This window comes from Cellulomonas sp. Root485, assembly GCF_001426705.1.
In the GTDB taxonomy this organism is placed as follows: Bacteria; Actinomycetota; Actinomycetes; order Actinomycetales; family Cellulomonadaceae; genus Cellulomonas.
The window spans coordinates 1594553-1618845 of sequence record NZ_LMFC01000001.1 but is presented as its reverse complement, the minus strand read 5'-3'; the positions used below and the strand labels follow the sequence as shown (position 1 = coordinate 1618845).

Sequence of the window (24293 nt, the reverse complement as noted above, 5' to 3'; positions counted from 1 at the left end):
GTTGACCACTCGTACCCCGCTGATGGCGGGCAACTGGAAGATGAACCTGGACCACCACCAGGCCACGCACACGGTGCAGAAGCTCGCGTGGACGCTCAAGGACGCCCGCCACGACTTCGCGGCCGTCGAGGTCTGCGTGCTGCCCCCGTTCACGGACCTGCGCAGCGTGCAGACGCTGGTCGACGCCGACAAGCTCGAGCTCGTCTACGGCGCGCAGGACGTCTCGGCGCACACGTCGGGCGCCTACACCGGCGAGATCTCGCCGCTGTTCCTGGCCAAGCTCGGCGTCACCTACGTCGCGATCGGTCACTCGGAGCGCCGTGAGTACCACAACGAGTCCGACGAGCTGATCAACGCGAAGGTGAAGTCGGCGCTCGGCGCGGGGATCATCCCGATCCTGTGCGTCGGCGAGGTGCTCGACGTCCGCAAGGCCGGAGAGCACGTCCCGCACACGCTGGCGCAGCTCGACGGCGCCCTGGCCGGTCTGACGGCCGCACAGGTGGCCACGATCGTCGTCGCGTACGAGCCCGTCTGGGCCATCGGCACGGGCGAGACGGCGACCCCCGAGGACGCCCAGGAGCTCGCCGCGGCCATCCGTGCCCGCATCGCCGAGCTGTACGACGCCGAGACGGCCGACGCGGTCCGCGTGCTGTACGGCGGCTCGGTGAAGTCGTCGAACGTCGCGTCGATCATGGCCAAGCCGGACGTCGACGGCGCGCTCGTCGGCGGCGCGAGCCTGGACCCCGAGGAGTTCGCCGCGATCGCTCGGTACAAGTCGCACGCCGTGGGTCTCTGACCGATCCGCGACCCGCCCGGTGGGTTCCGCGCACTCCTGCGGAACCCACCGGTGGGCGGTGGTGGCTTATCGCCCCACTCGTCGCCTACCCTGTACCGCGGTCCACCGCAACGTCGCTGGCTCTACCGCCGTCGACGTGCCCGCCGAGTAAGGAACTGACACCGACGTGACTGGCCTGAAGATCACCCTCCAGGTGCTGCTGGTGCTGACCAGCCTCCTGCTCGTCCCGCTCGTCCTGCTGCACAAGGGCAAGGGCGGTGGTCTGTCGGACATGTTCGGCGGCGGCATCACGAGCAGCGCGGGAAGCTCCGGCGTCGCGGAGCGGAACCTCAACCGCATCACGATCGGCACCGCACTCGTGTGGACGGCGATCATCGTCCTTCTCGGTCTCATCGAGCGCACGGTCTGAGGCGGTAGACGATGGCGAGCGGGAGCGCGATCAGGGGGTCGCGAGTCGGCGCAGGCCCGATGGGCGAGGCCGAGCGCGGTGACACGGCTCCGCGGATCTGGGTGTCGTACTGGTGCGCCAACGGCCACGAGACCCGTCCCAGCTTCGCCGAGGAGGCCGCCCTCGAGGCGCCGGTGACGTGGGACTGCCCCCGCTGCGGGTTCCCCGCCGGGCAGGACCAGGAGAATCCTCCGTCCCCCTCGAAGAACGAGCCGTACAAGACGCACCTCGCGTACGTGAAGGAGCGGCGGTCCGACGAGGACGGCGCTGCGATCCTCGACGAAGCCCTCGCGGCCCTGCGCGCCAAGCGCGGCGGCTGACCAGACCCGTGCCGTGAGCGGCGAGAGCCCTCCTCACGACCCACCGGCCGAGACGCCGGTGCTCTCGGTGATGCTCGCCGTGCCCGATGCCGGCGCAGCGGCGCGGTGGTACGCCGAGGCGATGGGCGCCACGACGCTGTGGGACCTCGGGAGCGTCGTGGGTCTCAGCATCGCCGGGGCACCGTTCTTCCTCGGTCAGCCAGAGGGGAACAACTGGGACACGCCCGCTGGGCTGGGCGGCCGGACCGTGCGTGTGGAGATCTTCGTCGACGACCCGGACGGCTTCGTCGCCCGCGCGGTCGACACCGGTGCGGATGGCGGCGTCGACCCGGTCCGCGACCACCGGATGCCGTGGGGCGTGCACCGACAGGGCGGCTTCATCGACCCGTTCGGACACCTCTGGCTGGTCGGTGACCGGTCACCCCTGGCGCGGCACCCCGAGGGCGGCCGCGAGAGCCCTTAACCGAGCACTCTGAGCAGAGCGAAGCCGTCGTATCCCTTGGCGCCGACCGTCTGCACCACCGTGGCGTCGTACCGGGGGTGACGGGTGAGCAGCTCGACCATGGCGCGGACGCCCTGGACGCGCTCGTCGGCGTGGTCCGCCTGGATCACGGCACCGCCGCGGACCACGTTGTCGACGACGACGAGCGAGCCCGGGTGGGTGAGGGCGAGGCTCTGCTCCAGGTAGCGGGGGATCGACTGCTTGTCGGCGTCGATGAAGACCAGGTCGTACGGTTCGGTGTCCTCGGCGATGAGGCTGTCGAGCGTCTGGGCCGCCGGCCCGACGAGGACGTCCACGGACGCGCCGACACCGGCCCGGGAGAGCGACTCGGTCGCGACCCGGGCGTGCTCGGGCTCGAGCTCGAGCGTCGTCAGGCGGCCGCCCTCAGGCAGCGCACGGGCGAGCCAGAGCGTGCTGTACCCGCCGAGCGTGCCGATCTCCAGGATCCGACGTGCACCGCTCGCCTGCGCCAGCAGGTGGAGCAGCTTGCCCTGGTTGGGGGCGACGGCGATGTCCGGCAACCCACCGGCGGTCGCAGCATGCCGGGTGTCGACCAGCGCGGAGTCCTCGTGAGCGAGGACGGAGAAGTAGTGGTCGACGTGCGTCCAGAGCTCGGACGCGGTCTCGGGAGCCGCCGGGAAGGCCGCCGCGGTCGTCGAGAGCGCGGCGGGCGTGCCCAGCGTCTCGGTCGCCGCGATGTCGACGAGCCAGAGCGTCCGCTCGGTGCCGAGCGCGCCGGCCGCCGGGGTCGTGTCGACGGGAGCGCCGCGGAGCGCGGAGGCGACCGCCTGCGCCTTCTCCGCACCGGCGGCGACCACCCAGACCTCACGGGCCTGGCGGATCGCGTCGAAGGTCAGCGAGACGCGCTCGGGCGGTGGCTTGGGGGAGCCGTGCACCCCGACCGTCGGACGGCCGGTCACCGCGAGAGCCTCATGACCTGGGAAGAGCGATGCGACGTGCCCGTCCGGACCCATGCCGAGCAGCACCACGTCGAAGGCGGGGGAGCCGGCCGCCGCGAAGGTCTCCCCGTAGGCGTCCGCGGACGCCTCGGGCGTCGGGACGTCGTCGCTCAGCGCGGGCATCGCGTGCACGTTCTCGGCCGGCAGGGCGTCGCCGAGCGCGTCGATGAGGGCGCCGCGGGCCTGGGTCTCGTTGCGGTCCGGGTCTCCCGCGGGGAGGAACCGCTCGTCGCCCCACCACAGGTGTACGCCCGACCAGTCGACCGCGTCCCGCACCGGGCTCGCCGCGACGGCCTCGAGCGACGCGATGCCGACCGTGCCCCCGGTCAGCACGACGTGGACGGGGGAGCGGTGCGACTGGACGTCGACCAGGTGGGTGAGCAGCCGCGCAGCGACCGACTCGGCCAGGATCCGGGCGTCCGGGTGGACGACGACGTCGCGGGTCATGCGTCGATCCTCGACAGGCCCTTCTGCAGCACCTCGCCGTAGACCTCGTCCGCGTCGAGCCGCCGCAGCTCCTCGGCCAGGCACTCGCGCAGCTGCCTGATCGGGAGAGCGATCCGGTGCTCCGGCTGGTCGGGCTGACGCAGCGCGGCCGTCTTGCCGTCCGGGCGGTCGAGCACGATGTCGCCCGACGTCCGCTCCAGCCGCACCTGCGTGATCGCGGGCGCGTCCTTGATGCGCTCGATCTCGACAGGGCACTTCAGGGCGTACGCGAGCCACGCGGCCATCAGGTCGACCGACGGGTGGGTGCTCTCGCCGACGACGACGGCCTTGTGCACCTGCTCGTACGGGGGCTGGTCGAGCGTCGCCGCGATGAGGCCACGCCACAGGGTCGCGCGCGTCCACGCCAGGTCGGTGTCACCGTCCGTGTGCGACGCCGCGAGCTTCCGGAGCGCTGCGTTCGGCCTGGCGCACTGCGTCGTGTCCGTGATCCGTCGTGCGGCCATGCGCCCCAGAGGATGCTCGGCGGGGTTCTCCGGGATCTCGTACGGCCACCAGGTGACGATGGGCGCGTCCGGGAGGAGCAGCGGGATGACGAGGGTGTCCAGGTGCCGCTCCAGCTGACCGGACGGCCGCAGCACCAGCACCTCGCTGGCGCCGGCGTCACCGCCGAGCCGGATCTGCGCGTCCAGGTTGGAGGCGCGGTCCTTGGTGTCGTTCGCGATGACGATGACGCGGCACGGGTGCTCGCGGCTGGCGTCGTTCGCCGCGTCGATCGCCTCGTCGGGGTCCCGGTCGCCCACCGAGATGATGAGCGTGAGGACGCGTCCCAGGGCGATCGCGCCGCCCTCGTCACGCTCCTTGAGCAGGCGCTTGTTGATGTCGCGCGTCGTCGTGTCGGGCATCTCGATGATCATGGCCGTCTCCAGACTCGCCCGTCGCGGGCCATCATCTTGTCCGCGGACTCCGGACCCCAGGTGCCGGAGCGGTACTCCTCCGGCTTGCCCTTGCCCGCCCAGTACTCGGTGATCGGGTCGAGCACCTTCCAGGACAGCTCGACCTCCTCGTGGCGGGGGAAGAGCGGCGGGTCGCCCAGCAGCACGTCGAGGATGAGGCGCTCGTACGCCTCGGGGGACGACTCGGTGAACGCATGTCCGTAGCCGAAGTCCATCGTGACGTCCCGGACCTCCATGGCCGTGCCCGGCACCTTGGCGCCAAACCGCAGGGTCACGCCCTCGTCGGGCTGCACCCGGATGACCAGGGCGTTCTTGCCCAGCTCCTCCGTGGCGGTCGACTCGAACGGGAGGTGCGGCGCGCGCTTGAACACCACGGCGATCTCGGTGACGCGGCGGCCGAGTCGCTTGCCCGTGCGCAGGTAGAACGGCACCCCGGCCCACCGGCGGTTGTCGATGTCGACCCGGATCGCGGCGAACGTCTCGGTGGTGGACTCCGGGTTGAAGCCCTCCTCCTCGAGGTAGCCGACGACCTTCTCGCCGCCCTGCCACCCGGCCGCGTACTGGCCGCGGGCCGTGTGCTTGCCGATCTCCCGGGGCAGGCGCACGGCGGAGAGCACCTTGATCTTCTCGGCGGTCAGGCTGGACGCCTCGAACGATGCCGGCTCCTCCATCGCCGTCAGGGCGAGGAGCTGGAGCAGGTGGTTCTGGATGACGTCGCGGGCCGCGCCGATGCCGTCGTAGTACCCCGCGCGTCCGCCGATGCCGATGTCCTCGGCCATGGTGATCTGCACGTGGTCGACGTAGTTGGCGTTCCAGATGGGCTCGTAGAGCTGGTTGGCGAAGCGCAGGGCAAGGAGGTTCTGGACCGTCTCCTTGCCGAGGTAGTGGTCGATCCGGAAGATGTCGTCCGGCCGGAACACGGTCGAGACGATCTCGTTGAGCTCGCGGGCGCTGGCCAGGTCGTGCCCGAACGGCTTCTCGATGACCACGCGGCGCCAGGTGCCGTCCTGAGGCTGCGACAGCCCCGAGCGTGCCAGCTGCTTGCAGACGACGGGGAAGGCGCTCGGCGGCACCGAGAGGTAGAACGCGTGGTTGCCGCCGGTCCCGCGGGAGGTGTCGAGCTCTTCGACAGTCTCACGGAGCCGGTCGAAGGCGTCGTCGTCGTCGAACGTGCCCTGCACGAACCGGATGCCCTCGGAGAGCTGGCGCCACGTCGCCTCACGGAACGGGGTGCGGGCGTGCTCCTTGACCGAGTCGTGCACGATCTGCTCGAAGTCCTGCCGCGCCCAGTCGCGCCGGGCGAACCCGGTGAGGGCGAAGCCGGGCGGGAGCAGGCCGCGGTTGGTGAGGTCGTACACCGCGGGCATCAGCTTCTTGCGGGCGAGGTCGCCCGTGACGCCGAAGATGACCAGACCGCAGGGGCCGGCGATCCGCGGCAGGCGACGGTCGCGGGGGTCGCGCAGGGGGTTGTGCCCGGCGGAGACCTTGCTGGGGCTCACTTGGCGTCCCCGGCGGCGTTCTGCTCGGCAGCACCGGCAAGACCGTCGGCGACGGTGCCGAGCAGCTCTCCCCAGCTCGCCGTGAACTTGTCCACGCCCTCGACCTCCAGCTGCTCGGTCACCTGATCGATGTCGATGCCCACCGCTCGCAGACCCTCGATGACGGCCTCCGACTCCTGGCGCGTCCCGGTGACCGTGTCGCGGCCGTCGCCGCCGTGGTCCGCGACCGCGTTCAGCGTGGCCTCGGGCATGGTGTTGACGACGCCGGACACCACCAGCTCGTCGACGTACAGGGTGTCGGGGTACGCCTTGTCCTTCACACCCGTGGACGCCCACAGCGGCCGCTGCGGGTGAGCGCCCGCGGCGGACAGCGCCTTCCAGCGCTCGTTGGCGACGACGTCCTGGTAGAGCCCGAACGCGAGGCGGGCGTTGGCGATGGCGGCCTGTCCGCGCAGGGCGGCAGCCTCCGGCGTGCCGATCGCGTCGAGCCGAGGATCGATCGCGGTGTCGACGCGCGAGACGAAGAAGGAGGCGACCGACGCGATGGGCGCCAGGTCGTGCCTGTTCGCGCGCGCCTGCTCCAACCCGCTCTGGAACGCGTCGAGGACCTCGCCGTACCGCTCGAGCGAGAAGATCAGGGTGACGTTGACGCTGATGCCCTCCGCGAGGACCGCGGTGATCGCCGGGAGCCCTTCGCGGGTGGCCGGGATCTTGATGAAGACGTTCGGCCGGTCGACCGTGGACCACAAGGACTTCGCGGAGGCGATCGTCCCGTCGGTGTCCTTGGCGAGGCGGGGATCGACCTCGATGGAGACGCGGCCGTCCACGCCGCCGGTGGCGTCGTAGACGGGACGCAGGACGTCGGCCGCCTGCCGGACGTCGTCCGTGGTGATGCGGAAGACCGCCGCGTCCACGTCGGCTCCGTCCGCGGCGAGCTCGCGCAGCTGCTCGTCGTAGGCGTCGCCCTTCGCGAGCGCGCTCGCGAAGATGGACGGGTTGGTCGTCACGCCGACGACGCCCTTCGCGGAGACGAGCTCGGCGAGGTTCCCCGTGCGCAGGCGTTCACGCGAGAGGTCGTCGAGCCAGATCGCGACGCCGGCGTCAGCCAGCCGTGCCAGAGGGGTGCTGCTCGGTGCCATGTCGATCGATCCCCTTCTCCTGCGCGTCGGCCCCGGGGTGACCGGGGCCGACGCGCCCGTCCAGACTCAGACCTGCTGGTCGCCCGTCCCGCTCTCCGTGGGCACGGCGGGTGTGTTAGCCGGACCCACGCCGCCGCGGGCCGCCGCGATGGACTCGTGCGCGGCCGCGACCACGGCCTCCGGCGTGAAGCCGAACTCGCGGAAGAGCGTCTCGGCATCGGCCGACGCGCCGTAGTGCTCGATCGAGACCGAGCGGCCGGCGTCGCCGACGAGCTTGTGCCACGACAGTGCGATGCCCGCCTCGACGGAGACGCGTGCACGCACCGACGACGGGAGCACGGACTCGCGGTACTCCTCGTCCTGCTCCGCGAACCACTCCAACGACGGCGCCGAGACGACGCGCGTCGCGACACCGGCCGCCTCGAGCGTCTCGCGGGCGGCGACGGCGACCTGCACCTCGGACCCGGTGCCGATGAGGATGACGTCGGGCGTGCCGCTGCTCGCCTCGAGCAGGACGTACGCGCCCCGCGCCACCCCGTCGGTCGTGGCGAACCCGTCCTCGCCGCGCGGGAACGTCGGGACGTTCTGGCGCGTGAGGATGAGGCCGACCGGGCCGTCGGTGTGCTCGAGGATCGCGCCCCACGCCGCGGCGGTCTCGTTGGCGTCGGCCGGGCGGACGATCGTCAGGCCGGGGATCGCACGGACGGCGGCGAGGTGCTCGATCGGCTGGTGCGTGGGTCCGTCCTCACCCAGGCCGATGGAGTCGTGCGTCCACACGTAGATGGCGGGCACGCCCATCAGCGACGCGAGGCGGACCGAGCCGCGCATGTAGTCGCTGAACGTGAAGAACGTCCCGCCGTAGGGCCGGGTCAGACCGTGCAGCCGGATGCCCGACAGGATCGCGCCCATCGCGTGCTCGCGGATGCCGAAGTGCAGCGTGCGGCCGAACTGGTCGCCCGCGAACTCGTGCGTCGAGCGCTTGGCGGGGATGAAGGACGGCTCGCCCTTCATCGTGGTGTTGTTCGAGCCTGCGAGGTCGGCCGAGCCGCCCCACAGCTCGGGCAGCACGGGCGCGAGCGCGCTGAGCACCTCGCCCGAGGCCGCGCGGGTGGCGACCGCCTTGCCCGCGGGGAAGACGGGCAGCGACTCGGTCCAGCCGTCGGGCAGCTCACCGGCGACGAGCCGGTCGAGCAGTGCGGCGTTCTCGGGGTTGGCGGCGTGCCACGCGTCGTACGCGCTCTGCCACTCCGCCTTCGCCGCGGCGGTGCGCGCCGAGAGCCCACGCGTGTGCGCCAGGACCTCGGGGGCGACCTCGAACGTCTTCTCGGGGTCGAACCCGAGCAGCTCCTTCAGGCCACGGATGGCGTCGCCACCGAGCTTCGAGCCGTGCGAGGAGTGGTCATTGGTCTTGCTCGGCGTCGGCCACGCGATGAGCGTGCGCAGGCCGATGAACGACGGGCGGTCGGTGACGGCCTTGGCCGCCTCGATCGCGGCGTGCAGGGCGTCGACGTCCTCGCGGTACCCGTCCGGGCCGCCGGTCCAGTCGACGAACTGCACGTGCCAGCCGTACGCCTCGTACCGCGCCACCACGTCCTCGGTGAACGCGATCTCCGTGTCGCCCTCGATCGAGATGTGGTTGTCGTCCCACAGCACGATGAGGTTGCCGAGCTCCTGGGTGCCCGCGATGGACGACGCCTCGCTGGTCACGCCCTCCTGCAGGTCGCCGTCGGAGGCGATGACGTAGACGTGGTGGTCGAACGGGCTGGTGCCCGGCGCGGCCTCAGGGTCGAACAGGCCCCGCTCGCGTCGCGCCGCCATCGCGAAGCCGACAGCCGAGGCGAGGCCCTGGCCGAGCGGCCCGGTGGTGATCTCGACCCCGGTCGTGTGCCGGTACTCCGGGTGTCCCGGGGTCTTCGAGCCCCAGGTCCGCAGAGCCTCCAGGTCCTCGATCTCCAGGCCGAAGCCCGCGAGGTAGAGCTGGATGTACTGCGTCAGGCTGGAGTGGCCCGCGGACAGGACGAACCGGTCGCGGCCCAGCCAGTGCGGGTCCGCCGGGTCGTGCCGGAGCACGTTCTGGTAGAGCAGGTAGGCCGCGGGGGCGAGGCTGATCGCCGTCCCCGGGTGGCCGTTGCCCACCTTCTCGACCGCGTCGGCGGCCAGGACACGGACCGTGTCCACCGCCCGCAGGTCGAGGTCTGTCCAGCCGACCGTCTCAGCCAGGGGAGCCTTCGCGTTCACCGAACCTCATTTCCACCCGGGCAGGGGTCCGGGTGTCGTGTCGGACGAGATCTTCGACGTGATTTCGAGATGAAACGACATCCGCGTCGGATGCCGGGCAAGTGGGACGTCACGCCGTCACGGCGGTCGTCGGACCGTGCGAACCGACCTTATAGCGCACCTGGGTCGGGATGCCGGGCGTGACCATCACGCGGCGGAGCGACCGATCTCACACGCGCGGCCCGGCGATCCGACGTCCGCGTCGCGCCCTGGCGCAGGCACAGGCCGTAGCATGGCTGCGCGAACCACCCCCGCCGGAACACGAACGGAATCGCAGCGCGTGCGCCTCAGCAGCCCCCTGTCAGTCGACGACGCCGGAGCGTCCTCCGCGTCGACCCCGGGTGCTCCTGACACGACGCTGGCCGTCGCGCCGAGTGGTCCGCTGTCCCGGCTGCGTCGGACGGTCGGCCCGTACATCGCGCTGACGAAGCCGCGCGTGATCGAGCTGCTGCTGGTCACCACGCTCCCGACGATGATCCTGGCGCAGGGCGGCTTCCCCAGCTTCGGGCTGGTCGTCGCGACGCTCGTCGGCGGTGCGGCCGCAGCCGGCTCTGCCAACGTCCTGAACTGCTACCTCGACCGCGACATCGACAAGATCATGAACCGCACCAAGCGGCGACCGATCGTCACCGGCGAGGTCAGCCCGCGGGCGGCCCTGATCTTCGGTCTCGCACTCGGCGTGCTGTCGCTGGCGTGGCTCGCCCTCGTGGTGAACCCGGCGTCGGCCTGGCTGACGGCGGCAGCGATCCTCATCTACGTCGTGGGCTACACGATGATCCTCAAGCGGCGCACCCCGCAGAACATCGTCTGGGGTGGCGCGGCCGGGTGCATGCCCGTGCTCATCGGCTGGTCCGCGGTCACCGGGGGCCTCTCCTGGACCGCGGTGCTGCTGTTCGGGGTCATCTTCTTCTGGACGCCGCCGCACTACTGGCCGCTGTCGATGAAGTTCCGCCGCGACTACGCCGCCGCCGGCGTCCCGATGCTGCCGGTCGTGGCCAAGGACACCAAGGTCGCCCGCGAGATGATCGCGTACACGGTCGCGATGATCGCCTGCTCGCTGCTGCTGGTCCCCGTGCAGGGCATGACCTGGGTGTACGGCGTCGTCGCCCTGGCCCTGGGCCTCTGGTTCCTCTGGGCGTGCATCGGGCTGCTGCGCCGCGCGGAGCACCCGGAGGCCGGCAAGCTGCGCGCGATGAGCGTGTTCCACGCATCGATCACGTACCTCACGCTGCTGTCCGTCGCGATCGCGGTGGACGTGTTCCTGCCGTTCTGAGCGGCAGACGCGTGAACCGGGCCGTGCTCCAGTCGGCGCTCGAGCTGTACCTCGCGCACCTGACGGTCGACCGCGGACTGTCCGCGAACACGCTGCTGGCGTACCGCCGCGACCTGACCCGGTACACCGCCTACCTCGAGTCGCGCGGCTGCTCGACGCCCGCCGACGTCGCCGAGGAGGACGTCGAGGACTTCGTGGCCGCCGTGCGCTCCGGCTCCGACGGGCGCACCGCGCTGTCCGCCTCGTCCGCGGCGCGAACCGTCGTGGCGGTGCGCGGGTGGCACAAGTTCCTCCTCCTCGACGGTGCGACAGGTCTCGACCCCGCCCGTGCCGTCAGGCCCCCGGCCCAGCCCAAGCGGCTGCCGAAGGCGATCTCCGTGGCGGACGTCGAACGGCTGCTGGACGCCGCCGGCGAGGGAGACGGTCCCGTCCCGCTGCGCGACCGGGCGCTCCTCGAGCTCGTCTACGGCACGGGCGCCCGCATCTCGGAGGCGGTGGGTCTCGACGTCGACGACGTGGACCGCACCCCTGGGCGGGCGACCGTCCGGCTGGTCGGCAAGGGCAGCAAGGAGCGCATGGTGCCGCTGGGCGCGTTCGCGCTCGAGGCCGTGGAGGCGTACCTGGCCCGGGCGCGGCCCGCGCTGGCCGTGGGGAGCGAGCACGGGTCGCCGGGGGTGTTCCTCAACACGCGTGGCGCGCGGCTCAGCCGGCAGAGCGCGTGGGCAGTGCTGCGGGTGGCTGCGGGACGTGCCGGGCTGGCGGAGGCCGAGCACATCTCACCGCACACCCTGCGGCACTCGTTCGCCACGCACCTGCTCGCCGGGGGCGCCGACGTCCGGGTGGTCCAGGAGCTGCTCGGGCACGCCTCGGTGACCACGACGCAGATGTACACGACCGTGACCCCGGACACCCTCCGCGAGGTCGTCGCGGCCTCCCACCCGCGAGCACGGTGAGCATCAGCGGCGCACCGGACTGTCGCGGGGCCATGCGGCGCCCTGCTCCGGTAGGTTGTCCCGCGTGGTGAGCCAGCAGACGACCGACCCGCAGCTCGATGCCGTCGGGCGGCCCATGCCCGCGTTCCCCGAGCCCCCACCCCTGGCGTCGCACGGCCCGGCGCGGGTGATCGCGCTGTGCAACCAGAAGGGCGGCGTCGGCAAGACGACGACCACCATCAACCTGGCCGCCGCGCTGGCGGAGTACGGCCGCAAGGTGCTCATCGTCGACTTCGACCCGCAGGGCGCTGCGTCGGTGGGTCTGGGCATCAGCCCGCACGAGCTGGACCGCACGGTCTACAACCTGCTCATGGAGCGGGACGCGGACATCCACTCGCTCATCCAGCACACCGCGACCCCCGGTCTGGACCTGCTGCCCGCCAACATCGACCTGTCCGCGGCCGAGGTGCAGCTGGTCGGTGAGGTGGCCCGGGAGTCGGTGCTGGCCCGCACGCTGCGTCCGGTCCTCGACGACTACGACGTCGTGATGATCGACTGCCAGCCGTCGCTGGGTCTGCTCACGGTCAACGCGCTGACCGCCGCGCACGGCGTGCTCATCCCGTTGGAGTGCGAGTTCTTCGCGCTGCGCGGGGTCGCGCTGCTGGTGGAGACCATCGAGAAGGTGCGCGACCGGCTGAACCCGCGTCTCGAGGTCGACGGCATCCTGGCCACCATGTACGACCCGCGGACCCTGCACGCCCGTGAGGTCGTCGCGCGCGTCAGCGAGGCGTTCGGCGACACCCTGCTGCACACGGTCATCAGCCGCACCGTCAAGTTCCCCGACGCCACCGTCGCCGCGGAGCCGATCACCACCTACGCGCCGACGCACTCGGGTGCGGCGGCCTACCGTCAGCTGGCACGTGAGCTCGTCGCCCGTGGCGACGCCGCCTGACGAGCGCGCGGTCCCGCCCGAGCAGCCCGCCACCGGTGGGCCGATGTCGGCCGCGCCCGTGGGCACCCAGGCGTTCGAGGTCCACCTCACCAACTTCAGCGGACCGTTCGACCTGCTCCTCGGTCTGATCGCCAAGCACAAGCTCGACATCACCGAGGTCGCGCTCGCGCAGGTCACCGACGAGTTCATCGCGCACATCCGGGGCGCCGAGAAGCAGTGGGACCTGGGCCAGGCCAGCGAGTTCCTGGTCATCGCCGCCACCCTGCTCGACCTCAAGGCCGCCCGGCTGCTGCCGTCGGCGGACGTCGAGGACGCGGAGGACCTGGAGCTGCTCGAAGCCCGTGACCTGCTCTTCGCGCGCCTGCTGCAGTACCGCGCCTACAAGCTGGTCGCCGCCGACCTCGCGGAGCGGTTCGCGACGGAGGGCCGACGCTTCCCGCGCCTGGTCACGCTGGAACCGCATCTGGCAGCCCTCCTGCCGGAGCTGGTCTGGCAGATCGGCCCCGAACAGCTGGCGGCGCTGGCGGCGAAGGCCGAGCAGCCCAAGGCGGTGCCGCCCGGGGTCGACATCAGTCACCTGCACGCCCCGGCCGTCAGCGTCCGGGAGCAGGCGGCCGTGCTGGTGGACCGCCTGCGCCACGGGGGCGCGATGTCGTTCCGCGCGCTCACGGCCGACGCCGGCGCGACGGTCGTCGTCGTGGCCCGGTTCCTCGCGCTGCTGGAGCTCTTCCGGGAGGGCGCGGTCGCGTTCGACCAGGTCACGCCGCTGGGCGAGCTGACCGTGCGCTGGACGGGATCCGAGGAGGGCGAGATCGAGGTGTCCGACGACTTCGACACGCTGGACACCACACTCGACGCTGAGCTGGCCCGTGACGGGGCAGCCGAGGAGGACGCATGACCGAGCAGACCGCTGACGACGCGACGGTCGAGGAGACGGCGACGGCGGACGAGCTCGCCTTCGACGTCGACGACCTGCCCGGAGGCGCCCTGGCGGCGCTCGAGGCGGTGCTCATGGTGGCCGACGAGCCCATCGCGGCCGTCCGGCTGGCGACCGTCCTGGCGCTGCCGACGGCACGGGTCGAGGCTCTGCTCGACGAGCTCGCCGCCGAGTACCGCGGGGAGAACGGCGGCCGGCCGCGCGGCTTCGAGGTGCGGCGGGTGGGGGACGGCTGGCGGATCTACTCGGCCCCCGTCTACGCGGACGTCGTCGGCCGCTTCGTGCTCGAGGGGCAGACCGCCCGGCTCACGCAGGCGGCGCTCGAGACGCTCGCCGTCATCGCCTACCGGCAGCCCGTGACGCGCGGCCAGGTCTCCGCGGTCCGTGGCGTGAACGTCGACGGTGTCGTGCGCACGCTCACCACCCGCGGGCTCGTGGCCGAGGTGGGGACGGATCCGTCCAGCGGTGCGGTGCTCTACCAGACCACGGGATACTTCTTGGAGCGGATGGGGCTGTCCAGCCTGGACGAGATGCCCCCGCTCGCGCCCTACCTGCCGGACATCGACGCCTTCGACGGCGTCGACCAGGCGATCGGAGACAACAGATGAGCCCGCAGGAACGACGGTCAGGGGGCGCCGGGCAGTCCGGCGGTCAGTCCGGCGGCAGGGGCGGCGCACCTCGGGGAAGCAGCGGGTCCGGTGCGAGCCGTGGCGGCAGCGCCGGCGGGTACCGCGGTGGCAGCTCCGGTGAGTCCCGCGGAGGTGGTGGCGGCGGCTACCGCGGAGCCGGCGGAGGCGAGGGCTACCGGGGGAGCACGGGCGGCGGCGACGGCTACCGCAGCAGCGGTGGTGGCGGCTACCGGGGGAGCGGCACCGGCGGCGACTCACGCGGCGGCAGCGGCGGAGGTTCTCGCGACACCGGGGGCTACCGCGGCGGTTCGACCAGCGGTGGCGGCTCGCGTGACGGCGGCGGGTACCGCGGCGGTTCCGGCAGCGGTGGCGGCTCGCGTGACGGCGGCGGGTACCGCGGCGGTTCGACGGGCGGTGGCGACTCCCGCGACAGCGGTGGCTACCGTGGCGGCCCCAGCAGCGGTGGCGGCTCGCGTGGCGCGACCGGCGGAGCCTCGCGCGGCGGACCGGGTGCCGGCTCGCGCAGCGGCGCCCCCCGTCCGAAGACCGGGAGCGGCTACCCGCGCAGCGGCGGTACTGGGCGTCCGCGCAGCGACGGTGCGTCGAGCCGGCCGTCGAAGCCCAGCCGCACCCCCGAGGTGACGATCGACGTCCACGACCCCGACGGCGTGCGCCTCCAGAAGGTGCTCGCGGCTGCCGGGCTCGGTTCGCGCCGGGCGTGCGAGGACCTGATCTCCGCGGGCCGCGTCACGGTCGACGGCAACAAGGTGCTCGAGCTCGGTGTCCGGGTCGACCCGCTGACGGCGGTCATCCATGTCGACGGCATGCGCGTGCAGCTGGACTCGTCGATCGTCACCATCGCGCTGAACAAGCCCAAGGGCGTCGTCTCGACCATGCACGACCCCGAGGGCCGACCGTCGATCGGGCAGTTCGTGTCCGACCGCGAGGAGCGGCTGTTCCACGTCGGTCGGCTGGACGCCGAGACCGAGGGTCTGATCCTGCTGACCAACGACGGCGACCTGGCCAACCGGCTCTCGCACCCGTCGCACGGCGTCACCAAGGTCTACCTGGTGCAGCTCGAGGGCCGCGTGACGCCCTCGCTGGGCACCCGGTTGATCAAGGGCGTGGAGCTCGAGGACGGGCTGGCCAAGATCGACAAGTTCCAGATCGTGCAGACCACGCCCCAGGCGAGCCTGGTCGAGATCGAGCTGCACGAGGGTCGCAACCGCATCGTGCGGCGGATCTTCGACGAGGTCGGCCACCCGGTCACACAGCTGGTTCGCACGCAGATCGGCCCGATCCGCCTGGGTGACCTCAAGCCGGGTCGCACGCGCGTGCTGTCGAAGACCGAGGTCGGCTCGCTGATGTCACGGGTGGGCATGTGACGCTGGCGACGCGAGGGCCGGTGCGCATCGTCGGCACCGGCCTGCTCGGCACGTCGGTGGGTCTCGCCCTGTCGACCCACGGTGTCGACGTGGTCCTGCACGACCCGTCCCGCACCGCGCTGGCGCTGGCGCGCGACGTCGGCGCGGGCCGGCCCGCGCGTCCCGACGACGCCGCGCCGACGCTGATCGTCGTCGCCGCCCCGCCCGACGTGACCGCCGACGTGGTCCGCGCCGAGCTGGAGGCGTACCCGGACGCGGTGGTGACCGACGTGGCGAGCGTCAAGGGGTACGTGCTGGCAGAGCTCAGAGCGGCCGGTGCGGACCTCACGCGCTACGTCGGCTCGCACCCCATGGCGGGTCGCGAGCGGTCGGGGCCGTCCGCCGCGGTGCCGGACCTGTTCCTCGGCCGCCCGTGGGTGATCGCCGACTCGGGCTCGTCGCACCCGGACGCGGTACTGGCTGTCCGGTCGCTCGCCGTCGACCTGGGCGCCGTTCCCGTGGCCATGGACGCCGACGCGCATGACGCCGCCGTCGCCGCCGTCTCGCACGTGCCGCAGGTGGCCGCGAGCCTCGTGGCCGCCCGGTTGCGCGGAGCCGACGACGCGGCGCTCGGGCTCGCCGGACAGGGTCTGCGCGACGTGACCCGGCTGGCGGCGTCCGACCCCGCGCTGTGGACCTCGATCCTCGCCGCGAACGCAGCCGCGGTGCGCGACGTCCTGCGGGACCTGCGCTCCGACCTCGACACCGTGATCGACGCGCTCGGGCAGGCGGCCGCCGCCGACGGACCCGAGACCGTCGAGCTGGGCGCGCTCGCCACGCTGGCGCAGGCGATCGCCGACGGGAACGCCGGCGTCTCGCGCATCCCCGGCAAGCACGGCGGCGCGCAGCGGGTCTACGGCGTCGTCACGGTGCTGGTGCCCGACGCGCCGGGCGAGCTCGCGCGGCTCCTCACCGAGGTGGGGGAGGCGGGGGTCAACCTCGAGGACCTGCACCTCGAGCACGCCGCCGGTCGGCCGGTCGGCATGGCGGAGATCTCGGTGCTACCCGGCCGGGTGGAGCACCTCGAGGCGGAGCTCACGGCCCGCGGATGGAGACTGGTGAGTTGAGCAGGGCGATTGTCGTCGCGATCGACGGTCCTTCGGGGTCCGGCAAGTCCAGCGTGTCCAAGGGTGTGGCTCACGCGCTCGGCCTCGCGTTCCTCGACACGGGCGCGATGTACCGGGCCGCGACCTGGTGGTGCCTGCGCCAAGGGGTGCCGCTGACCGACGTCGATGCGGTCGCCGGACACGTGCGGACGCTGCCGCTGGTCATGGGTGTCGACCCGCTGAACCCGACGGTGCACGTCGACGGCATCGACGTCGGCGAGGCGATCCGGACCACGGAGATCTCGGCGGCGGTCAGTGCGGTGGCGACCAATCTCGAGGTGCGCGCCGAGCTGGGGAGGCTGCAGCGGGCGGAGATCGAGTCGGCGCGCGTTCGGGGTCGAGGCATCGTCGCCGAGGGACGTGACATCACGACGGTCGTCGCGCCCGACGCGGACGTCCGCGTGCTCCTGACCGCGAGCGAGGAGGCCCGGCTCACCCGGCGTGCGCGTGACGTGCACGGCACCGCCGACGCCGCGGCCGTCGAGGCGACTCGTGACCAGGTGCTGCGTCGCGACGCCGACGACTCCACCGTCGTGCAGTTCCACGTCGCCGCCGAGGGGGTGGTGACGGTCGACTCGTCGCACCTGGACCTCGACCAGACCGTGCAGGCAGTGCTCGACGTCGTCGAGTCGGTCGTCGGCCCGCGCCGGTGAGCACGCCGACCGGCCCGTCGCAGCGCGGTCCGCTCTGGGCGCGCTGGATCGGCCGGTTCCTCGCGCGCGTCGTCTGGAACACGGAGGTCACCGCCGGCCACCTGGTTCCCGCCGACGGGCCCGTCCTGTTCGCGGCGAACCACACGGGGATCATCGACGGGCCGATCCTGCTCGGTGTGTCGCCGCGGCCGTCGCACATGCTGGTCAAGTCGGAGATGTTCTGGGGTCCGATCGGCACGGTGCTGCGCGCGGCCGGGCAGATCCCCGTCGAGCACGACGGCGGGCGGTCCGCCCTGAACAGCGCGCTCGTCGTGCTCAAGCGAGACGGGGTCGTCGGGGTGTTTCCCGAGGGGAACCGCGGCAAGGGGGATGCGGCGAGCGCACGCGCCGGCATCGCGTGGCTCGCCCTCAACGGCCACGCACCGGTGGTCCCGGTCGCGGTGCTCGGCACGCGGCGGACGGGGGAGTCCGTCGGGCACGTCCCGGGTCTTCGGCGCCGGCTCGCGATCGAGTTCGGCGAGCCGCTGGTCCTCGAGCGCCGGGCGGGCATGTCCGGTCGGGCGGCCCTGGAAGGGGCGAACGAGTCGATCCGGGTGGCCCTCGCCGAGCTGGTCGACCGTGCCAGTGCCCGGACCGGCCTGGTGCTGCCGACCGACGACCCGAACAGGGAACGCGCGCTCTGATGGACTGGGTGTGGGATCCGAGCCTCTACGAGGGCAGCGCCCCGCACTTCGCGGTGGGCCGGATGGCCTACCCGGCGGCGCTCGCCGACGCCCTGCGTGATGCGCTGGGCCTGGACGGCAGTGGTCGGCTGCTCGACGTCGGCTGCGGGCCGGGCTCGCTCACCGTGCTGCTCGCGCCCATGGTGAGGTCCGCCGTGGGGGTCGACGCCGACGCCGGCATGATCGCGGAGGTTCGTCGCTCGGGCGCCCCACGGATCGAGTGGCGGCAGCTGCGCGCCGAGGAGCTGCCTGCGGACCTCGGCACGTTCCGGCTGGTCACGTTCGCGCAGTCCTTCCACTGGATGGATCAGGAGCGGGTCGCGCGCACGGTGCGCCCGATGATCGAGCCGGGTGGCGCGTGGGTGCACGTCTTCGCGATGACGCACCGCGGAGCTGAGGGTGACGACGCGCTCCCGCGCCCCCGACCGCCGTGGGACGCGATCGACCGGCTCGTCGCGGGCTACCTCGGGCCGGTCCGCCGCGCGGGTCGGGGATCCCTGCCGTCCGGGACGCGTGGGGGCGAGGAGGACGTCATGCGCGACGCCGGCTACCGCGGGCCGGAGCGGCTCGACGTCGTGCGTGGCGACGTGGTGGAGCGCTCGACGGAGCAGGTCGTGTCCGCGGTGTTCTCGCTGTCCAGCTCGGCGCCGCACCTGTTCGGACCCCGGCTCCCGGAGTTCGACGACGACCTGCGCCGGCTCCTGCGGTCGGCGTCCCCGGACGGCACGTTCGCCGAGCGGGCGCGCGACCTCGGCGCCGTCATCTGGCGTCCGTGACGGGACTCTCGCGCCGGTAGTCGTCCTGGGGTCGGTGCACAGGGGACAATGGGTGCATGACTGAGCCCGATCCGACCTTTGCGCTGCCCGACGAGGCCGGCGACGCCGACCGTGAGCGGGCGCTGCGCGCAGGGCTCACCGACTACGAGCTCGAGGACGAGGACCTTGCCCTCCTGCACGCGGGCGACGTCGGGGAGATCGGTGAGGAGCCGGTCGTCGTCTTCCCCGTGCTCGCCGTCGTCGGCCGTCCGAACGTCGGCAAGTCCACTCTCGTCAACCGGATCCTCGGTCGCCGCGAGGCGGTCGTCGAGGACAAGCCTGGCGTCACGCGCGACCGCGTGAGCTACCCCGCCGACTGGTCGGGCAAGCGGTTCACGCTCGTCGACACCGGCGGCTGGGAGGTCGACGTCGCCGGCATCGAGGCGCGCGTGGCCCAGCAGGCCGAGGTCGCGATCTCGCTGGCCGACGCCGTGATCTTCGTCGTCGACGCCACCGTCGGCGTCACCGAGACCGACACCCAGGTGGTCCGCCTGCTGCGCAAGGCCGGCAAGCCCGTCGTGCTGTGCGCCAACAAGGTCGACGGTCCGGCCGGCGAGGCCGACGCGGCCAACCTGTGGTCGCTCGGGCTCGGCGAGCCGTTCCCCGTCTCGGCCCTGCACGGCCGCGGCACCGGCGACCTGCTCGACGCCGCGATCGACGCGCTGCCCGAGGTCTCGGCGCACGGGACGCCGATCCCCGACGGACCCCGTCGTGTCGCCCTCGTCGGCCGTCCGAACGTCGGCAAGTCCTCGCTGCTGAACAAGGTGCTCGGCGCCGAGCGCGTCGTCGTCGACTCCGTCGCCGGCACCACGCGCGACCCGGTCGACGAGCTCGTCGCGCTCAAGGGCAAGCCCTGGGTGTTCGTCGACACCGCCGGCATCCGGCGCCGCGTGCACCAGACGTCCGGCGCCGACTTCTACGCCTCGCTGCGCACGCAGGCCGCGATCGAGAAGGCCGAGGTCGCTGTCGTCCTCGTCGACGCCTCCGTGAAGCTGACCGAGCAGGACACCCGCGTGATCACGCAGGTCATCGAGGCCGGCCGCGCCCTGGTCATCGCCTACAACAAGTGGGACCTCATGGACGAGGACCGCCGCCCGTTCCTCGAGCGCGAGATCGAGCAGGACCTCGTGCAGGTCCAGTGGGCGCCCCGCGTGAACATCTCCGCGAAGACCGGCTGGCACACCGACCGCATGGTGCCCGCGCTCGAGCGGGCGCTGGAGTCGTGGGACACCCGCATCTCGACGGGACGCCTCAACGCGTTCCTCGGCGAGCTCGTCGCGGCCCACCCCCACCCGCTGCGCGGCGGCAAGCAGCCCCGCATCCTCTTCGCCACGCAGGCCTCCACCCGCCCGCCGCGCTTCGTCATCTTCGCGACCGGCTTCCTCGACCCCGGCTACCGCCGCTACATCGAGCGTCGTCTGCGCGAGACGTTCGGATTCGAGGGCACGCCCATCTCGATCTCGGTCCGGGTGCGGGAGAAGCGCAAGCGGTGACGTCCGAGGGGCCCGTGCAGCGCAGACGGCCTCTGCTGAGGCTCGGCCTGCCGCGTGACCCCGCGTCGAGCAGCCACATCACCGGGTTCCTGGTGACCACGCTCGCGACGGTCATCGTCACGCGCCTGCTCCTGGGCCTCACCGGCTTCCCGCAGCTCGGCGGCGGGGGAGTGCACATCTCCCACGTCCTGTGGGGCGGACTGCTCATGGCCCTCGCGTTCATCGGGCTCATGTCCTACATCGGACCCGTGGTGCGACGCGTCGCCGTGCTGGTCGCCGGGGTGGGCTTCGGGCTGTTCATCGACGAGGTCGGCAAGTTCGTCACCTCCGACTACGACTACTTCTGGGAGCCGACGGCCGCCCTGATCTACCTCGTGGTCATCGGGCTCGGGCTCTTCGCCGACGTCCTGCAGCGCCGCCACCCGCGCGACCCCGCCGAGTACCTCGCCGCAGCCGCCGACCAGGCTGTCGCCGGTCTCGCCGGCGGCTTCAGCGAACGCGAGCGCACCCGCGCGCGCTGGTACCTCTCCCGTGCCGGCGACGTCCCCGGTGCCGACGAGGTCCGCGCCCTGCTGGACACCGTGGAGCACGACGCCGACGAGGTCCCCGACCCGATCGGCGCGACCTCCCGATGGGTCGTCGCCGCGTCCCGCTGGCTCGTGCGCGCCCGCTGGGTCCCGTGGGTCACCGTCGCCGTCCTGGTCGCCACATCCGTCGTGACGCTCGCCCGCGGCATCTACGGCTGGACCGCGTCCGACGACCAGCCCGTCTGGCTCGTCGCCGGCATCCTGCTCAGCGGGCTCGCGTCGACCGCGTTCGCCGTCGTCGGCCTCGTCCGGGTCCGCCGCGACCGCGAGGCCGGCTACCGCTGGTTCCGACGGGCCGTCCTCGTCGCACTCCTGGTCACGCAGATCTTCCTGTTCCGGCTCTCACCCTGGGACGCCACGATCGGCCTCCTGGTCGACCTGGTGATCCTCGGCGTCGTCGCCGCCGAGCTCGACGTGATCGCCGATGACAGGACCACGTCGCCCGTGGGGTAGAGTTTCCGAGGCTTCTGCGGGAGCCATCGGGCTGTGGCGCAGCTTGGTAGCGCACTTGACTGGGGGTCAAGGGGTCGCAGGTTCAAATCCTGTCAGCCCGACCGATGAAACCGCAGATCAGGGGTCGTCTCCGGAGGTTCGGAACGGCCCCTGATGTGCGTCTCAGGCAGTGCGATGAGTCATCCAGTCAGCGATGAGTCATCCGAGTCCCAGCGAGGACGCCGCAGCGTCCACCGCGTCACGCGCGGTCAGCTCTTCCGCAGTTCGGCGGCCGCCGAGCGCACCTCGTCCACGACGTTCTCGCGTACGCCGCGGGCCGCGAGGTCGTCGGCGAGTGTCTCGGCTTCGTTCGCCGCGGTATCCGTCTCACCAACCTCCGCGAACAGCGACGATCGCAGCCCGACGAGTTCTCCGTACGGCAGGTTCTCGGCCCGACCACCCGACTCGTGATACGCCTGCACGGTCGCAGCGGTGACGTCGAGCGCCGCCTCGGGATCCGCGCTGTGATGCTTCACGAGGGTGCGCTCGTCCTGCCGGTAGAAGTCGTCGCCGATGCTCTGGGCGACGGCGACGGATGCCTTCATGCCGAGCGCTTCGTCGGCGAATCGTTCGCTCGCCTCCTGCAGCGCGTCGAACCCAGCAGCGAGGTACGGCGACTTCGACCCGCCGAGCGCGAGCGTCAGTCCGACCTCGCGGGTGAGGAAGTCGTCGGCGAACCGGTCCGTTGCCTTGTCGGTGGGGAACCCGACCGTGAGCCGCAGCGTGTTCGACGTCTGCAGCATCCCGGCACCGTGGTAGATGGCACGGACGAGGTACTGTCCGGGAACCGCAAAGGTGAATCCGCCGGCGCCGTAGGTGAGCGGCACGAGAACGCTCAGCCGATCTGGTCCGGCTGCACCGCCAGAGTCGACCGAGGGTGCGAGGTCGAGGAGCTCCGGGATCCCGGCGAGGCAGAAGAGCGAGTCGAAGACGATGCGGCTGCCGTCGGGCCGCTGAACGAAGACCGTCGTCGTGCCGTACTTCGGATCCAGTCGTCCGTCGACCGTCAGCGTCGTGCTCGTCCGGTTACGCAGCCGGAACTCCAGCTCGACCGGCTCGAGGAAGTCGAAGAAGCTCTTCGAACGCACGAGGAGCTCGACCGGCCCACCGGGCTCGCTCTGGATCGTCGAGTCGGCCGGGCTCTCGAGGTGTCCGCCGGATGCCCAGGGATCCCCGCCCATGATGACCGACGCGCGGTCACCGTGACGCATGTGGATCAGCTCTTCGTCGTCGAAACGGAATCGGAAGTCACCCCAGAACGCGTCGGCGCCATTGAGCTGGTCGTACTTCCAGTCGTAGTTCATCCATGACAGCGACGACGGACGAGACTTGTTCCACGAGTGCAGCAGGTTGAAGGCGTGTCCGGCTTCGTGCACCCACGTGTAGAGGAACTGTCGCATCGCACGTGCCTGGTCCTGCGTCGTGGAGGTCCCGGTGATCAGGTCGTTGAACCAGCTGTGGTCGCGGAACACTGCGAAGCCCTGTCGCTCGGGCGCGTCGCCGGCTCCGCCGTATCCGGCGGCCGCGTCGAACATGATCCCGCCGACACCGGAGTTGTCGAAGCTGCCCGCCTGCAGTCCCCACATGTTCCACGAGGGCCAGGTGCCGCTGAAGCGGCTGAACGCCGTCTCCATCGCGTCGTGCAGCTCCCCCGGTGACCAGCTCGCAAATCCGGCCGCGGAGTCGTCGATCACGGTGTGAGTGGGGTCGATCGTCACGCCGATGCCGGCTTCGCGGTATGCCGTCTCGATCGTGAGAACACGGTCGGGCGTGTCCGTCGGGCGGTTGTCGTGCCAGCGGCTGCCGTAGATCGGCACCCTCGGCTCGACGTCCACTGACGAGCAGTAGTCGAGCTCGAGTCGCACATCGCGGAACGTGTCCGCTTCGTAGGTGATGGTGTACGCCGTCTCGGCGCGGCCCACCCTGAAGGTCGCCACGCCGGGCCGGCGTCCTCCGTTGGTCCACGGAATCCGGATCGTGACCCTCGTCACCGGGTGCACGCCCTGCCAGAACCGCAGCCGTCCCGTGATCGTCACTGCACAGCGACCCCAGCGGACGACAGGGCTGTCGACGATCCACGAGTTCTCGTATGTGCGCACGATGCGCCAGAACTGGCCGTCCTTCACAGGGCGCGTCGAGTAGAAGTCGCCGCTCACGCGGTTCATGACGGGTGACTCGGAGCTGTACCGCTGGTCGATGTCGACGCGGAGATCGACGGTCCGCCCGAACAGGGCGACGACACCCTGGCGACCGTGATACCGGCCGCTGAGCTCGGGACGCGGCCAGCATCTCCACCACAGCTCGTCCGGCGGGACCGGTCCCGGCCCGGCCCAGGGCGCCGGCGGCGGTCCGTCTGGACCCGGGGTCGTCTCCGAGTCGTAGTCATCAGCAACGAGATCGGTCGGGTCGTCGCACATCGTCATGTCCTCTCGTTCGCGTGCGCTGTGACGGATCGGGCAGCACGGCGGAGCGGCGCAGAGGAGCACGTCGGAGACCTGAGAAGCGTGATGTCCGGTGCCTGGAAGAGCGAGAGCGGATGCCCTGGATACATCGGCTGCAGTTGCATCGCCTTGTTACATCGCGCCCTCCCGGCCCGTTCCCTCTCGCAGGTCCAGCTCGCCGTCGCGCAGGTCCGCGAGGATGGTGGCGTCGCTCGGCACTTCGATGACCGCTTCGGGTTGGGACTGGTTCGACGGCACCGATATGCCCACGGAGATCGTTCCCTCGGGGGAATCGACCCGGATGCTCTCGGCAATGCCTGTCAGGAGTTGCGTCGACACCGCTTCACGTCGCGCGACCTCGACGCCGTCGACCGTCACGACGACCTCGTCGTGCAAGAAACCGTCGATGAGCATCACGGTGAGTTGAGGCATCCGTCTTCCCTCGTTTTCCTCCGGCGCGCACTGCCATCGTCCCGCCCGAGACCGAGCGTCGGGTG

23 protein-coding genes and 1 tRNA gene are annotated in these 24293 nt (G+C 71.8%); 17 read left to right on the top strand and 7 right to left on the bottom strand.

The window, feature by feature from the left end:
• The first annotated feature begins 1 nt into the window (after position 1).
• The 4 genes from tpiA (at position 2) to ASD16_RS07375 (ending at position 2027) form a co-directional block, all read left to right on the top strand.
• Positions 2 to 796: a triose-phosphate isomerase gene (gene tpiA / locus ASD16_RS07390; RefSeq protein ID WP_082570638.1), complete on the top strand. Its 795-nt coding sequence runs from the start codon at positions 2 to 4 to the stop codon at positions 794 to 796.
• A 166-nt stretch (positions 797 to 962) separates the two neighbouring features.
• Complete coding sequence (secG, locus tag ASD16_RS07385) at positions 963 to 1205, top strand: preprotein translocase subunit SecG (protein ID WP_055914817.1); 243 nt, start codon at positions 963 to 965, stop codon at positions 1203 to 1205.
• Between the two features lie 11 nt (positions 1206 to 1216).
• On the top strand, positions 1217 to 1564 hold the full coding sequence (locus ASD16_RS07380; RefSeq protein ID WP_055914815.1) for an RNA polymerase-binding protein RbpA: 348 nt from the start codon (positions 1217 to 1219) through the stop codon (positions 1562 to 1564).
• A gap of 13 nt (positions 1565 to 1577) precedes the next feature.
• Complete coding sequence (locus ASD16_RS07375) at positions 1578 to 2027, top strand: VOC family protein (protein WP_157453815.1); 450 nt, start codon at positions 1578 to 1580, stop codon at positions 2025 to 2027.
• Here ASD16_RS07375 and pgl read toward each other — a convergent pair.
• From pgl to tkt, 5 genes are all read right to left on the bottom strand, one after another.
• Positions 2024 to 3472, bottom strand: a complete 1449-nt coding sequence (pgl, locus tag ASD16_RS22440) for a 6-phosphogluconolactonase (protein WP_055914809.1) — start codon at positions 3470 to 3472, stop codon at positions 2024 to 2026. The two genes, ASD16_RS07375 and pgl, sit on opposite strands and share 4 nt — an antisense overlap.
• A complete protein-coding gene (locus tag ASD16_RS07365) occupies positions 3469 to 4386 on the bottom strand; it encodes a glucose-6-phosphate dehydrogenase assembly protein OpcA (RefSeq protein ID WP_055914806.1) in 918 nt (305 codons plus the stop codon). The genes pgl and ASD16_RS07365 overlap by 4 nt, the downstream gene beginning before the upstream one ends.
• Entirely contained in the window at positions 4383 to 5924 is a 1542-nt protein-coding gene (gene zwf, locus ASD16_RS07360; RefSeq protein WP_055914803.1) for a glucose-6-phosphate dehydrogenase, read from the bottom strand. Before zwf ends, ASD16_RS07365 begins: the two co-directional genes overlap by 4 nt.
• Complete coding sequence (tal, locus tag ASD16_RS07355) at positions 5921 to 7063, bottom strand: transaldolase (protein WP_055914800.1); 1143 nt, start codon at positions 7061 to 7063, stop codon at positions 5921 to 5923. The genes zwf and tal overlap by 4 nt, the downstream gene beginning before the upstream one ends.
• A gap of 66 nt (positions 7064 to 7129) precedes the next feature.
• The gene (gene tkt / locus ASD16_RS07350; protein WP_055914797.1) at positions 7130 to 9301 is read right to left on the bottom strand and encodes a transketolase; all 2172 of its coding nucleotides are present in this window, start codon (positions 9299 to 9301) and stop codon (positions 7130 to 7132) included.
• A gap of 319 nt (positions 9302 to 9620) precedes the next feature.
• On the opposite strand from tkt, the gene ASD16_RS07345 reads away from it, so the two are divergent.
• The 13 genes from ASD16_RS07345 (at position 9621) to ASD16_RS07285 (ending at position 21417) form a co-directional block, all read left to right on the top strand.
• Positions 9621 to 10613, top strand: coding sequence for a heme o synthase (locus tag ASD16_RS07345; RefSeq protein ID WP_369817930.1), 993 nt, complete (start codon positions 9621 to 9623; stop codon positions 10611 to 10613).
• Positions 10614 to 10624: 11 nt separating this feature from the next.
• Entirely contained in the window at positions 10625 to 11566 is a 942-nt protein-coding gene (locus ASD16_RS07340; RefSeq protein ID WP_055914795.1) for a site-specific tyrosine recombinase XerD, read from the top strand.
• A 115-nt stretch (positions 11567 to 11681) separates the two neighbouring features.
• Complete coding sequence (locus ASD16_RS07335) at positions 11682 to 12497, top strand: ParA family protein (RefSeq protein WP_235523205.1); 816 nt, start codon at positions 11682 to 11684, stop codon at positions 12495 to 12497.
• Complete coding sequence (locus tag ASD16_RS07330; protein WP_055914789.1) at positions 12481 to 13395, top strand: ScpA family protein; 915 nt, start codon at positions 12481 to 12483, stop codon at positions 13393 to 13395. The genes ASD16_RS07335 and ASD16_RS07330 overlap by 17 nt, the downstream gene beginning before the upstream one ends.
• A complete protein-coding gene (scpB, locus tag ASD16_RS07325) occupies positions 13392 to 14042 on the top strand; it encodes an SMC-Scp complex subunit ScpB (RefSeq protein ID WP_055914786.1) in 651 nt (216 codons plus the stop codon). The genes ASD16_RS07330 and scpB overlap by 4 nt, the downstream gene beginning before the upstream one ends.
• Positions 14039 to 15448 (top strand): pseudouridine synthase, encoded by a 1410-nt coding sequence (locus ASD16_RS22175; protein ID WP_235523146.1) that lies wholly within the window; start codon positions 14039 to 14041, stop codon positions 15446 to 15448. The genes scpB and ASD16_RS22175 overlap by 4 nt, the downstream gene beginning before the upstream one ends.
• The gene (locus ASD16_RS07315) at positions 15445 to 16554 is read left to right on the top strand and encodes a prephenate dehydrogenase (protein WP_055914783.1); all 1110 of its coding nucleotides are present in this window, start codon (positions 15445 to 15447) and stop codon (positions 16552 to 16554) included. Before ASD16_RS22175 ends, ASD16_RS07315 begins: the two co-directional genes overlap by 4 nt.
• Positions 16536 to 17246, top strand: coding sequence for a (d)CMP kinase (cmk, locus tag ASD16_RS07310; RefSeq protein WP_055914780.1), 711 nt, complete (start codon positions 16536 to 16538; stop codon positions 17244 to 17246). The genes ASD16_RS07315 and cmk overlap by 19 nt, the downstream gene beginning before the upstream one ends.
• Positions 17243 to 17929, top strand: coding sequence for a 1-acyl-sn-glycerol-3-phosphate acyltransferase (locus ASD16_RS07305; RefSeq protein ID WP_055914776.1), 687 nt, complete (start codon positions 17243 to 17245; stop codon positions 17927 to 17929). Before cmk ends, ASD16_RS07305 begins: the two co-directional genes overlap by 4 nt.
• Positions 17929 to 18744, top strand: a complete 816-nt coding sequence (locus ASD16_RS07300) for a bifunctional 2-polyprenyl-6-hydroxyphenol methylase/3-demethylubiquinol 3-O-methyltransferase UbiG (RefSeq protein ID WP_082570636.1) — start codon at positions 17929 to 17931, stop codon at positions 18742 to 18744. Before ASD16_RS07305 ends, ASD16_RS07300 begins: the two co-directional genes overlap by 1 nt.
• 56 nt (positions 18745 to 18800) lie before the next feature.
• The gene (gene der, locus ASD16_RS07295) at positions 18801 to 20276 is read left to right on the top strand and encodes a ribosome biogenesis GTPase Der (protein WP_055914772.1); all 1476 of its coding nucleotides are present in this window, start codon (positions 18801 to 18803) and stop codon (positions 20274 to 20276) included.
• Positions 20273 to 21316 (top strand): hypothetical protein, encoded by a 1044-nt coding sequence (locus ASD16_RS07290; protein ID WP_055914769.1) that lies wholly within the window; start codon positions 20273 to 20275, stop codon positions 21314 to 21316. The genes der and ASD16_RS07290 overlap by 4 nt, the downstream gene beginning before the upstream one ends.
• 27 nt (positions 21317 to 21343) lie before the next feature.
• Positions 21344 to 21417: transfer RNA gene (locus ASD16_RS07285), tRNA-Pro, on the top strand.
• A 147-nt stretch (positions 21418 to 21564) separates the two neighbouring features.
• Here ASD16_RS07285 and ASD16_RS07280 read toward each other — a convergent pair.
• Both ASD16_RS07280 and ASD16_RS07275 read right to left on the bottom strand, forming a co-directional pair.
• Entirely contained in the window at positions 21565 to 23778 is a 2214-nt protein-coding gene (locus tag ASD16_RS07280) for a hypothetical protein (protein WP_055914765.1), read from the bottom strand.
• 150 nt (positions 23779 to 23928) lie between these two features.
• Complete coding sequence (locus ASD16_RS07275) at positions 23929 to 24228, bottom strand: hypothetical protein (protein WP_055914762.1); 300 nt, start codon at positions 24226 to 24228, stop codon at positions 23929 to 23931.
• Positions 24229 to 24293: the final 65 nt, after the last annotated feature.

Coding starts and splice junctions, on each gene's coding strand:
- ASD16_RS07380 (WP_055914815.1), top strand. CDS start 1,217: ATGGCGAGCGGGAGCGCGATCAGGGGGTCGCGAGTCGGCGCAGGCCCG.
- pgl (WP_055914809.1), bottom strand. CDS start 3,472: ATGACCCGCGACGTCGTCGTCCACCCGGACGCCCGGATCCTGGCCGAG.
- ASD16_RS07365 (WP_055914806.1), bottom strand. CDS start 4,386: ATGATCATCGAGATGCCCGACACGACGACGCGCGACATCAACAAGCGC.
- tal (WP_055914800.1), bottom strand. CDS start 7,063: ATGGCACCGAGCAGCACCCCTCTGGCACGGCTGGCTGACGCCGGCGTC.
- ASD16_RS07335 (WP_235523205.1), top strand. CDS start 11,682: ATGCCCGCGTTCCCCGAGCCCCCACCCCTGGCGTCGCACGGCCCGGCG.
- scpB (WP_055914786.1), top strand. CDS start 13,392: ATGACCGAGCAGACCGCTGACGACGCGACGGTCGAGGAGACGGCGACG.
- ASD16_RS22175 (WP_235523146.1), top strand. CDS start 14,039: ATGAGCCCGCAGGAACGACGGTCAGGGGGCGCCGGGCAGTCCGGCGGT.
- cmk (WP_055914780.1), top strand. CDS start 16,536: ATGGAGACTGGTGAGTTGAGCAGGGCGATTGTCGTCGCGATCGACGGT.
- ASD16_RS07300 (WP_082570636.1), top strand. CDS start 17,929: ATGGACTGGGTGTGGGATCCGAGCCTCTACGAGGGCAGCGCCCCGCAC.
- der (WP_055914772.1), top strand. CDS start 18,801: ATGACTGAGCCCGATCCGACCTTTGCGCTGCCCGACGAGGCCGGCGAC.
- ASD16_RS07280 (WP_055914765.1), bottom strand. CDS start 23,778: ATGACGATGTGCGACGACCCGACCGATCTCGTTGCTGATGACTACGAC.
- ASD16_RS07275 (WP_055914762.1), bottom strand. CDS start 24,228: ATGCCTCAACTCACCGTGATGCTCATCGACGGTTTCTTGCACGACGAG.